Annotated in this window: 11 protein-coding genes; 9 read left to right on the top strand and 2 right to left on the bottom strand. The window is 71.1% G+C overall.

From position 1 onward, the window contains the following. Positions 1-132: 132 nt before the first annotated feature. On the bottom strand, positions 133-540 hold the full coding sequence (locus KDK95_RS19015) for a cupin domain-containing protein (RefSeq protein ID WP_212519548.1): 408 nt from the start codon (positions 538-540) through the stop codon (positions 133-135). A gap of 141 nt (positions 541-681) precedes the next feature. On the opposite strand from KDK95_RS19015, the gene KDK95_RS19010 reads away from it, so the two are divergent. The 9 genes from KDK95_RS19010 (at position 682) to KDK95_RS18970 (ending at position 8162) form a co-directional block, all read left to right on the top strand. Continuing rightward, the gene (locus tag KDK95_RS19010) at positions 682-1248 is read left to right on the top strand and encodes a carboxymuconolactone decarboxylase family protein (protein WP_212519547.1); all 567 of its coding nucleotides are present in this window, start codon (positions 682-684) and stop codon (positions 1246-1248) included. A 112-nt stretch (positions 1249-1360) separates the two neighbouring features. Beyond that, a complete protein-coding gene (locus KDK95_RS19005) occupies positions 1361-2302 on the top strand; it encodes a LysR family transcriptional regulator (RefSeq protein WP_212519546.1) in 942 nt (313 codons plus the stop codon). 66 nt (positions 2303-2368) lie between these two features. Next, positions 2369-3250 (top strand): VOC family protein, encoded by an 882-nt coding sequence (locus tag KDK95_RS19000; RefSeq protein ID WP_212519545.1) that lies wholly within the window; start codon positions 2369-2371, stop codon positions 3248-3250. Position 3251: 1 nt separating this feature from the next. Further along, on the top strand, positions 3252-4706 hold the full coding sequence (locus KDK95_RS18995; RefSeq protein ID WP_212519544.1) for an NAD-dependent succinate-semialdehyde dehydrogenase: 1455 nt from the start codon (positions 3252-3254) through the stop codon (positions 4704-4706). Continuing rightward, positions 4706-5488 (top strand): fumarylacetoacetate hydrolase family protein, encoded by a 783-nt coding sequence (locus KDK95_RS18990; protein ID WP_212519543.1) that lies wholly within the window; start codon positions 4706-4708, stop codon positions 5486-5488. The genes KDK95_RS18995 and KDK95_RS18990 overlap by 1 nt, the downstream gene beginning before the upstream one ends. After that, a complete protein-coding gene (locus tag KDK95_RS18985; protein ID WP_212519542.1) occupies positions 5485-5883 on the top strand; it encodes a VOC family protein in 399 nt (132 codons plus the stop codon). The genes KDK95_RS18990 and KDK95_RS18985 overlap by 4 nt, the downstream gene beginning before the upstream one ends. 5 nt (positions 5884-5888) lie before the next feature. Continuing rightward, complete coding sequence (locus tag KDK95_RS18980; protein ID WP_212519541.1) at positions 5889-6674, top strand: alpha/beta fold hydrolase; 786 nt, start codon at positions 5889-5891, stop codon at positions 6672-6674. Continuing rightward, positions 6674-7138 (top strand): GlcG/HbpS family heme-binding protein, encoded by a 465-nt coding sequence (locus KDK95_RS18975; RefSeq protein WP_212519540.1) that lies wholly within the window; start codon positions 6674-6676, stop codon positions 7136-7138. Before KDK95_RS18980 ends, KDK95_RS18975 begins: the two co-directional genes overlap by 1 nt. Further along, positions 7131-8162 (top strand): uroporphyrinogen decarboxylase/cobalamine-independent methonine synthase family protein, encoded by a 1032-nt coding sequence (locus tag KDK95_RS18970; RefSeq protein ID WP_212519539.1) that lies wholly within the window; start codon positions 7131-7133, stop codon positions 8160-8162. The genes KDK95_RS18975 and KDK95_RS18970 overlap by 8 nt, the downstream gene beginning before the upstream one ends. Before the next feature lie 185 nt (positions 8163-8347). Here KDK95_RS18970 and KDK95_RS18965 read toward each other — a convergent pair whose 3' ends face one another. Continuing rightward, complete coding sequence (locus tag KDK95_RS18965) at positions 8348-9409, bottom strand: Ldh family oxidoreductase (protein WP_249161526.1); 1062 nt, start codon at positions 9407-9409, stop codon at positions 8348-8350. Positions 9410-9419: the final 10 nt, after the last annotated feature.

Genomic DNA, 9419 nt, shown 5'->3' with positions numbered 1-9419 from the left:
GGCGACGTAGGCAGGGCCGGTCGTCGATCGTCAGGCTTAGACAGCCCCTGGCCGCAGCCCCCGACCCCAATCCTCAACCTCAATCCTCAACCTCAGCCTCCAGACCTCACCCCCAACCTCACCCCCCCCACCTCAGTCCTCGACCATCCGATCGTCCGCCGACAGGTGCTCCACCGTCTTCCCGTTCGCCATGAACGTCCGGGTGACGTAGTCCGTGTCGTAGATCCACAGGATCGTCATCGGGACGTCGCCGGTGTTGCGGAACAGGTGGGGGATGCCGGCTTCGACGTAGGTGGTGTCGTAGGGCTCCAAGGGGGTCACCTGTCCGTCGATGACGCACTCGCCGGTGCCGGCGAGGAGGGTGACGTGCTCGACGCAGTTGTGCGTGTGCATCGGGGCGCCGGTGCCGACGGGGTACGTGCTGATGCCCGAGGTGATCGTGATGTGCTCGGTCGCGGTGTGGCGGGTGATGAGGGGGATGGTCTCGACGCCGCCGCCGCGGCCCAGGCGGGTGACTTCCGCTGCCTTGATGATGGTCATGCGGCGAGACTACGGGGCGCCGGGCCGGGCCGGGGTTCGCGGAGCCGAAGACTAATCCTGCACGCCAGCTGCTGTCTCGCCGGGCCGCGAGCGTGGAGAGTGGGATCACGCCACTTCATCCGATCGAAGGAGAACCACCCCATGCGCCTGGGACCGCTCACCGAACTGAGCCCCGAGCAGGCCGAGCTGAGCGCGCGGATCACCGCGCGGCGCGGCGGCACCCGCGGGCCGTTCCTGGTCTGGCTGCGCAGCCCGCAACTGTGCGAGCGCGTCGAGGCGCTCGGCGCGTACTGCCGCTTCGAGTCCGCGCTTCCGCTGCACCTGCGGGAGCTGAGCCTGCTCGTCGCGGCACGTCACTTCTCCGCGCAGTACTCCTGGAACGCGCACGTCGACAAGGCCGTGGAGGCGGGCGTGGACCGCGCCGCGATCGAGCGGATGGCGCGCGGGGAGAAGCCGGAGTTCCCGGACCCGGACGCGGAACTGCTGCACCGCTTCGCCACCGAGGTGCTCGAGACCCACTTCGTGAGCGACGAGACCTTCGCCGAGGGCCTCGAGCGCTTCGGCGAGCAGGGCCTGGTCGACCTGATCGGCTCGCTCGGCAACTACTCGATGCTCGCGATGCTGCTCAACACCTTCCAGGTGGATCTGCAGCCGGATCGCCAGCCGCCCTTCCCTGACGTGCGCGGATACCGCCGAATCGCGGGTTGATCTGGGCGTTTTCTCAGGATCGTGCTTTACAGATAGATCGATCTAGTGAGAGAACGGTGTACCGGGACCCGCGCAGGGGCCCCGTCCACGCAGCACGCAAAGGAGCGTCACGATGGACCGCATCACGGTCATGCGCAGCTTCGTCGGGGTCGGCCGGCACGGCAGCTTCAGCCAGGCGGCCCGGCACCTCGGGATATCCGGGTCGCTGGTCTCCCGGCACGTGTCCGAGCTGGAGAACCAGCTCGGGCTCCGCCTGGTCAACCGCACCGCCCGGACAGTCACGCTGACGACGGTCGGACGCCGCTACTTCGACTTCTCCAGCCGCATCATCGAGGAGATCGAGTCGGAGGACGAGGCGCTGCGCGGCATCCACGACCGGCCCGAGGGGCCGCTGGCCGTGATCTGCCCGAAGTGGATCGGCAACCTGGACCTCGGCGAGGCCATCGCGGACTTCGCCGTGGACCACCCGAAGATCCACGTGCGCTTCGAGGTCGGCGGGATGTCGGACCGCACCTTCGACTTCCTGGACAAGGGCTACGACATCGCATTCCACACCCGTGACCTGCGGGACAGCACGCTGCTCGTGCGCCGGGTCGCCGGGATCGACTACGTGCTGTGCGCGGCGCCCTCGTACCTGAAGCTGCGCGACCCGATCACCGATCCGGTCGCGATCGGCGAGCACGACTGCCTGGTGCACATCAACGACCCGATCTGGAACCTCACCCACGAGGGCGAGCAGACCCGGCTGAAGGTCGTCTCCGCGGTCTACTCCTCGAACAGCTACCTGACCCTGCGCAAGGCGGCGGTGCGCGGCCGGGGCATCGCGCTGATGCCCATGCGCACGGTCATGGCGGACCTCGAGGAGGGCTCGCTGATCCGCGTGCTGCCGGAGTACGGCGGACCGGAGCGCTCGCTGTACGCGGTGCACTCCCCGGGCTCGCACACGATGCGCAAGGTGCGGGTGTTCCTCGACTACATCTCGGCCTGGTTCCGGAAGCACCCGCTGACCGCTCCGCAAACTAAGAGTGCAGTTCAGGCCATCACCGGCCCTTGAGCGCGCTCTGCGAACCTCCCTAGCCTCAGTGGCGAATACGACGGACTTGGACAGGAGCGTGTGCTGGTGACAATCACGCGTATCGAGCGCGTCGTCTACGCGGTGGACGACATCCCGCGGTGCACCCGCTTCTTCGAGGATTTCGGGTTGCAGGGCCTCCGGACCGGGGTCGGGCAGGAGATCCGGCTGGTCCCGATGGACGAGCCCGGCCTGCCGGCTCCGCTGGAGGATGGGCCCACGCTGCGGGAAGTGGTGTGGGGGGTGGACTCGCCGGAAGCCCTCGACGAGCTGCGCGCCGAACTGGAGCGCGACCGCGAGGTGCGCGTGGACGAGGACGGCAGCCTGCACACGCTCGACGAGACCGGCTTCGGCCTCGGTTTCGCGGTGCAGCAGGTCACGGAGCCCGTCGTCGAGTACCCGGGCACCAACGGCTTCGGCACGAAGGCGCGGCTGAACACGCCGCTGGACCCGCCCGGCCGGGTGAGCCCGCTGCGGATCTGCCATGTGGCGCTGAACATCCCGAAGCAGGGCCGCGAGCGGGCCGTCGGCTTCTACCTGGACCGGCTCGGCTTCAAGGCCACCGACGTGGTCGAGCCGATGGGCGTGTTCATGCGCGCGCCCGGCGACGCGGACCAGCACACGATGCTGCTCTGCCACCGGCCGGACCGGGCCGGGGTCAACCACACCGCGTACGAGGTCGCGTCGTTCGACGACGTGGTCAACGGCGCCAACTTCATGATCGAGAACGGCTGGCGGGAGGCGCGGAAGCTGGGCCGGCACACGATCGGCTCGAACGTCTTCCGCTTCGTGCACGCGCCGTGCGGCGGCCGGGTCGAGTACGCGGCGGACATGGACCGCGTCGACGACACCTGGGAGACGCGGGTGCACGCCGAGACCCCGCCGCACCACCTTTGGACGCTGCAGAGCAATCGGGATGGGGAGAACTGACATGGACGAGTTCGAGGTGGAATATCCCGAGCTTGCGCTGTTCATCGACGGCGCCTGGACGCAGGGCGCGGGCGGACGCGGCGAGCCGGTGACGGAGCCGGCCACCGGCCGGGTGCTGGGCCGGGTGCCGGTGGCCGAGGCGGAGGACCTGGACCGCGCACTCGCGGCCGCCGAGCGCGGCTTCGCCGTGTGGCGCGACACGCCCATCGAGCAGCGCAGCGCGATCCTGCGCAAGGCCGCCGCGCTGATCAGGTCGCGCGCGCAGGAGATCGGCCGCGTGATGACGGCCGAGGAGGGCAAGCCGCTGGCCGAGTCGGTCGGCGAGGCGGGCCGCGCGGCCGCGCTGCTTGAGTACAACGTCGAGGAGGCCCGGCGCGCGCACGGCCGGATCATCCCGAGCGCGGTCGGCGAGACGCTGAGCGTGCACCGGGTGCCGGTGGGGCCGGTCGCGGCGTTCGTGCCGTGGAACTTCCCGGCGGGCGGCCCGATGCGCAAGATCGCCGCGGCGCTGTCCGCGGGCTGCTCGATCATCATCAAGCCCTCCGAGGAGACGCCGGGCACGTCCGTGCTGATGGCGCGCTGCTTCGAGGAGGCCGGGCTGCCGCCGGGCGTGCTCAACCTCGTGTTCGGCGTGCCGGCGGAGGTCTCCGAGCACCTGATCCCGTCGCCGACCGTGAAGTTCGTCGCCTTCACCGGCTCGATCCCGGTCGGCAAGCACCTGGCGAGGATGGCGGCCGGGGTGATGAAGCCGACCGGCATGGAGCTCGGCGGCCACGCTCCGGTCATCGTCTGCGCGGACTCCGACCCGGTGGCCGCGGCGAAGGCCTGCGCGCGCGGCAAGTACGCGAACGCCGGCCAGGTCTGCACGTCGCCGAGCCGGTTCTACGTGCACGAGGCGATCTACGAGCGGTTCGTCGAGGCCTTCGTCGCGGCGAGCGAGGCGGTGAAGGTGGGGAACGGCCTCGCGAGCGGCGTGACGATGGGCCCGATGGCCAACGAGCGGCGGCGCGAGGGCGTGCACGAGCTGGTGCTCGACGCCCAGAAGCGCGGTGCGCGCGTGCTGACCGGCGGCCAGGTCCCGGAGGGCGAGGGGCTGTTCTACCCGCCGACGGTGCTGGTGGACGTGCCCGAGGACTCCCGGATCCTGCACGAGGAGCCGTTCGGCCCGGTCGCGCCGATCCTCGAGTTCTCGGATCTGGACGAGGTCATGGAGCGGGCGAACGCGCTGCCGTTCGGGCTCGCGGCCTACGGGTTCACCGAGCGCGCGGCCACGGCCGACCGGCTGGTCCGCGGCTTCGAGGCCGGCATCCTGTCCATCAACCACACCGGCGGCTCGGTGCCGCAGGCGCCCTCCGGCGGATTCAAGGAGAGCGGCCACGGACGCGAGGGCGGCGCCGAGGGCCTGGACGGCTACCTGGTGACCAAGCGCGTCTCGCACAAGCTGGCTCTCGGCTGATGCGCTGGGCGAGAACTCGATACGGCGGGCACACGGCGTTCGCGATCGTCGAGGACGAGGAGCTGGTCCTCGTCCACGGCAGTCCGTTCGGTGAATACCAGCGCTCTGCGACGCGGCTTCCGCTCGCCGGCGCCGCGCTGCTGCCGCCGGTGATCCCGCCGACGTTCTACGCGGTCGGATTCAACTACGTGGCGCACAACGCGGAGGCCTCCGCGCGGGTTTCGTCCGTGGCGATCCCGAAGCGGCCGGAGGTCGGGTACCGGGCGCAGAGCGCGCTGATCGGGCACGGCGAGGCGGTCGTCAAGCCCGCCGACTGCACCGGCCCGTTCGAGGCGGAGGCCGAGCTCGTCGCGGTGATCGGCCGGGACGTGCGCCGCTGCTCCCGCGACGAGGCGCAGGCCAGCGTGTTCGGCTGGACGATCGGCAACGACGTCAGCGCCCGCACCTGGCAGCGCGCCGACCGGACGCTGTGGCGCGCCAAGAACAGCGACACCTTCAAGCCGATGGGGCCGTGGATCGAGACCGACGCCGACCCGCTCGGCGCGACCACCACCGTGACCCTCGACGGTGACAAACTCGCCGAGTTCCCCACCGGCGGCATGCTCTTCGACCCCTACGACTACATCTGCGCCATCTCCCGCTACATCACCCTGCGCGCGGGAGACGTGATCTGGATGGGCACCGACGCGATGGTCGAGATGCCCGTGGGCCACACGCTCGGCATCGAGATCACCGGCATCGGCAGCCTCGCCAACCCCGTGACGGAGGAATCAGCACCATGACTAGCAATCGGCCCGCGTACATACACCACGTGAACTTCCCGACGACCGACCCGGAGCGCACGAAGAAGTGGTACTCCGAGGTGTTCGGCCTCAAGTCGATCACCCCGAAGAGCAACACCAAGGTCGTGCTGATGACGCGCGGCAACTTCGACCTGCACTTCACGCCGGTCGAGGAGATGGACCGGATGTCGCCGTACCACTTCGCCGTCGAGGTCGAGGACTGGGACGGCTTCATGGAGCACCTCGACGGCCTCGGCATCCGGCACACCCGGACGATCGAGCGGCCGGAGAACAACTCCAAGTTCTGCTACATCCACGACCCCGACCACACCATGATCGAGCTCGTCTACCACGGCAACCGGCCCGGCGGCGGCGCGCCCAAGAAGGAGAGCTGAGCGCGATGCCCTTCGCGACTTCCGCTGACGGAACGCAGATCTACTACGAGGTCCACGGCCCGCAGGGCGCGCCGGCCGTGCTGTTCGTGCACGGGTCGGGCGGCCACCACGCCGCCTGGTGGCAGCAGGTGCCGGTCCTCGCGGCCGAGTACCAGGTGATCACGCTCGACCTGCGCGGATTCGGGCGCTCCGACTCCGGCATGGACGAGTTCGACAGCCGCGTCTTCCCGGACGACATCGAGGCCGTGCTCGACGCGGCCGGCGTCGGGAAGGCGGTGCTGCTCGGGCAGTCGATCGGCGCCGCGGCCGCGCTCAAGACCGCGCTGCGCGACCCGGCGAAGGCGGCCGGCGTCGTGCTCGCGCACTCGCTCGGCGGGATCGCCGACGAGGAGCTCGCCGCGCTGGTGCGCGCCGACCGCGCCGAGGCGGAGAAGCTGCCGGTGCTCGACCGGCTGCTCACCCCCGCCTTCCGGGAGCGGGACCCGGCGAAGACCTTCCTGTTCCGGCAGATGGGCACGTTCAACACGGCGAAGATGGCCGACCTGCGCAACCTCAACGCCGACGGCCCGAGCGTGCAGACGGTGGTGGACTCGGGCATCCCGATCTGCTTCCTGGCCGGCGAGCTCGACGCGGTGCTGAGCGCGGACACGGTCCGCGCCGCGGCGAAGCGGATCGCCGGCTCGGTCCTCGAGCTCGTCCCCGACGCGCCGCACTCGATGTACTGGGAGGCGCCCGAGCTGTTCAACGCCGCGCTCGGCCGGTTCCTGACTCAAATCTACGGAGCGAAGTGATGAGCGGACCCACCCTGAAGGAAGCCCAGGCGCTGATCGAGGCGGCGCAGCAGCGCGCGTTCGATCTCGGCAAGGCGGTGAGCGTCGCAGTGGTCGATTACGGCGGCTACGTCGTCGCCGTCAGCCGGATGGACGGCGCGCGGCCGATGACGCCGAGCATCGCGATCTCGAAGGCGTACTCGGCGGCCGTGATGCAGCGGCCCACGGCGATGCTCAAGGCCTGGTCGAACGGCGACCCGGTGTTCTTCAGCCAGGTGGCGCGGATGGGCCACCAGCCGATCGTCGCCACCCTCGGCGGCTACACGCTCAAGCGCGGCGACGAGATCCTCGGCGGCGTCGGGATCGCGGGCGGCAGCGCGGAGGAGGACGAGGCGATCGCCAAGGGCGTCGTCGAGGCGGCCGGCTGGTCGACGGAGTTCCCGGCCTGGGCCGGGGCGCGGAAGGAGCCGAACGGCAATGGCTGACGACTTCAAGTACCACATCGACCACCACAGCACGCTGATCCGCCCGGCGGAGCTCGGCGGCGGCGCCGAGGGACTCGACGAGGCGATCCGCGCCGCCGTGCGCGCGCAGCGCCGGCTGGGCCTCGCGGCGATCGGCGACGGCCAGTTCCGCCGCCGCAACAGCCTCGCGCCGTACTACGACCAGATCGAGGGCTTCGGCGTGGAGGCCGACGCCCGCGGCGGGGTCGCCGAGCTCGTCGGCCCGCTGCTGGCTCCCGAGTTCCGCCCGCTGGTCGGCTCGCCCAAGGCGCGCGGCCGGCTGGTCCAGGACGAGACGGCGTTCCTGGCCGGCGCGATCCAGCGCCCGCTGCTCGTTGCGCTGCCCGCGCCCGGCTTCGTCGCCGAGCTCAGCGGCGCGAACGACGCGGACGCCGCGGCGCTCGCGGCCATCGCGCACGACGAGATCGAGGCGCTGGCCGCGGACGGCGTCGCCTACGTGCAGCTGCACAACCCGCTCGCCGGCATCCTGGTCACCCGCGCCGGACGGGAGCGGGCCAAGGAGCTCGGCCTGGAGCCGGACGCCATCCTCGCGCGCCTGCGCGCCGTGGACGCGAAGGCGATCGCCGGCCTGGACGTCCCCGCGGACTTCCGCGTCGGCCTCGACCTCACCACGTCGGGCGCCGGCTACGTGAACCAGGGCTACGACACGGAGGCGATCGCCGCGCTGCTCGCCGGCGGCCCCTTCGCCCGCGTGCACGTCGAGTACCCGGCCGACGAGGCCGGCCGCTTCCCGCTCGCCGAACTGGCGCCGGGCACGGTCGTCTCGCTCGGCGTCGTGGACCTGTCCACGACGGAGCCCGAGGACGTGGACGAGCTCGTCGCGCGCGTCGACCAGGCCGCGAGGATCGTCGACATCGACGACATCGCGATCTCCACCAACGGCGGATTCGCCGCGGCCCCGGCCGCCTTCACCGAGGCCGAACAGCACGCCAAGCTGCAGCTTGTCGAGATGACCGCCCGCTACTTCTGGGGCAACGAGCTCTGACCGGGGGAGACAGGGATCCCCGCCGACGGTGGTCGGCGGGGATTTCCTGGTGAGCGGAGAGTCCCGGGAGACGAAGATCCCCGCCGACGGAGGTCGGCGGGGATTTCCGCATGAGCGAGGAGTCCCGGGAGACAGAGATCCCCGCCGACCTCTCGGTCGGCGGGGATCTCCCTTTTCCTGCGGGGTTACACGGAGGGCAGCTCTTCGGGGATCGCGACGCCCTTGTCCGCGGCCGCCTGGCTCAGCGAGGCCAGCAGCTTGGCGGGCAGCGGGATGCCGGCGGCGGAGCGCTCGTCGAAGGTGCGGGCGCCGCGCTCGCCGGGGACCAGGATCTCCGCGTCCGGGTCGGACGGCGGCAGGGCCTTGATGGCGTCCACCGTCGCGTCGACCGTGCTCCGGAACTGCTCGACCGGGGTGAAGGCCGCGATGTCGATCGCCATCAGCAGCGCGTTCTGCCGGTGCCGCCGGCCCTCCTCGGTCCCGCCGTGGTAGGCGGGCACGATCGGGTTGGCGGTCAGGCCGCCGGCGAGCATTTCGAACAGCAGCGACATGCCCGCGCCCTTCGCGCCGCCCACCGGCAGCGGGATCGCGGCCTCGGCCGGGTCCGTGGTGGGCCGGCCGTCCTTGGTCACCGCCGCGCCCTCGGGCAGCGGCTTGCCCTGCGCCTTGAGCTGGGCGATCCGTCCGAGGGCGATGACCGCCGTGGCCATGTCCAGCGTCACGGTCGGGTGCTTGCCCGCGGGCACGGCCACCGAGAGCGGGCTGGTGGCGACGGCCGAGGTGTTGCTCCCGGGGTACGCCATGTTCGGCACGCCGGCCACGATGCCGAGCCCGGCCATGCCGTACTGCGCGGCCCGCTCGGTGTAGTACCCGATCGCGCCGGTGTGCACGGTGCCGCGCACGGCCACCCACGCGGCACCGGTGGAACGGGCCATGCTCACGGCCTCGTCCATCGCGCGGGTCAGCGCGACCGGGCCGGGGGCCGAGTCCGCGTCGACGATCGCGATGGCCGGGCGCAGCACGTCCACGGTCACGTCGGGCCGCGCGTTGGCCTGGCCGTTCTCGAACAGTTCGAGGTAGCGCGGCACCCGGGAGACGCCGTGCGAGTCGACCCCGCGCAGGTTCGCCCAGACGAGCACGTCGGTGAGCGTCTCGGCGTGGTCGCGGGTCAGGCCGTAGGAGAGGAAGAGATCGCTGACGAGCGTGCGCAGGCTTTTCTCCGGCACGCTCACTCGGGCTGGTGGCATATCAGGGCTC

The sequence above is a fragment of the Actinospica acidithermotolerans genome (genome assembly GCF_018139625.1).
Classification (GTDB): Bacteria; Actinomycetota; Actinomycetes; order Streptomycetales; family Catenulisporaceae; genus Actinospica; species Actinospica acidithermotolerans.
This window is presented reverse-complemented; position numbering and strand designations above follow the sequence as displayed.